At 62.1% G+C, this 1,297-nt stretch carries 2 protein-coding genes and 2 pseudogenes; 3 read left to right on the forward strand and 1 reads right to left on the reverse strand.

From position 1 onward, the window contains the following. Positions 1 to 174: pseudogene (locus tag BV911_RS20170) on the forward strand (glutathione S-transferase family protein); the annotation flags it as partial. On the opposite strand, the gene BV911_RS18720 reads toward BV911_RS20170, so the two are convergent. Further along, positions 156 to 518 carry a response regulator gene (locus tag BV911_RS18720; RefSeq protein WP_086055042.1) on the reverse strand — a complete coding sequence of 121 codons (363 nt, stop codon included), beginning with the start codon at positions 516 to 518 and terminating at the stop codon, positions 156 to 158. The pseudogene BV911_RS20170 and the gene BV911_RS18720 overlap by 19 nt on opposite strands. Before the next feature lie 190 nt (positions 519 to 708). Here BV911_RS18720 and BV911_RS18725 point away from each other — a divergent pair, with 190 nt between their 5' ends. Together BV911_RS18725 and BV911_RS18730 are read left to right on the forward strand one after the other, a co-directional pair. Beyond that, positions 709 to 1,104, forward strand: a complete 396-nt coding sequence (locus BV911_RS18725) for a DUF1636 domain-containing protein (protein WP_086055043.1) — start codon at positions 709 to 711, stop codon at positions 1,102 to 1,104. Next, a pseudogene (locus BV911_RS18730) lies at positions 1,101 to 1,297 on the forward strand (hypothetical protein); the annotation flags it as partial. The gene BV911_RS18725 and the pseudogene BV911_RS18730, both read left to right, overlap by 4 nt.

Below are 1,297 nucleotides of genomic sequence, written 5' to 3' on the forward strand. Positions count from 1 at the left end.
TATACGCGGGACTTGTATCAACATCCCGGGGTTGCCGAAACCGTCCGGCTGGACCACATCGTGCGCCATTACCATTACAGCCACGCGACCATCAATCCGTACCGCATTCTGCCGATCAATCCGGTGCTGGATTTCGACGCGCCGCATGGGCGGGCTCAGTCTCGGGCAGCGTGATATTCCACCATCGCCGCCAGATCATCTGGCGGCGTGCTGCTGGGCAGATAGGCGCAAGCGTTGCCTGCCAAAGTAAAAATCGACCCATCCGTGAAGAAGGATGATGACGACACGAAGATCACTTTCATCTTCGGATAGCGGTAATTGGCATAGTCGGCGACGGCGAAGGCCCCGCCATCTTTCAACACCACATTCAACACGATGATCCGCACCTGACGCTCGCGCAGCGTGTGGATTGCGGCGGTGTCGGTTTCGACCCGGAACACAGTCATGCCCAGACGCTCCAGATGGCGTTTCCAAAGCTCTCCCAGCTCGGGGTTGCTCTCAACGATCAATACGGGCATCCGGGATACAACCTTTCGTATTCACGACACTCACCACGGTCCGCGATCTCACTAAGGGACCTGGCGCTGAAAAGCTTAATGGAAAGTTAACGGTACAAAGGGCGAAATTTACGATGCTTGAACTATTGGCTCTCGACGCCGGTTCCTCGGCGGAAACTTGCCGGACGGTGCAACACAAGGCGACATACGCATGACCACTTGGATCACAGTCTGTGACACCTGCAAAACCGGCGACTGGCAAATTGGTTCCGAAAAAACGGACGGGGCCCGTCTTGCCGAGTTGGTGGAAAACACCGCCACCCCGCTTGCGCCTCAGGTTCAGGTCCGGCGCTTTTCCTGCCTCATGGGGTGCAGCCGCGCCTGCAATGTCACCATTCAGGCCGAAGGCAAGCTCGCCTACACCCTGTCCGAATTCGCCCCCATCCCCGAGGCCGCCGACGCCATCGTCGCCTATGCCCGCCTGCATGCCGACAGCACCACCGGGCAGGTGCCGTACCGCAGCTGGCCTGCCGGGGTGAAGGGCCATTTCGCTGCCCGCCATCTGCCGCTTCCGGACGCCCCTGACCTACCCGGGGCCGCCGAGTGAGCCCGCAGCCGACCGCCGCCGCCGCCCAAAGGGCGGGTCAAACCCGCGACCACGGCGGCGGGGTGGATGCCGCAGCAACCCACTATGGCGGCAAGGCCTGCGACTGGCTCGACCTGTCCACCGGGATCAACCCGCAGCCCTATCCGGTGCCCGACCTGCCCGGCGCTTGCTGGACCGCGCTGCCCGACGCCGC

It is taken from the genome of Pseudoruegeria sp. SK021 (assembly GCF_002119405.1).
Classification (GTDB): Bacteria; Pseudomonadota; Alphaproteobacteria; order Rhodobacterales; family Rhodobacteraceae; genus Meridianimarinicoccus.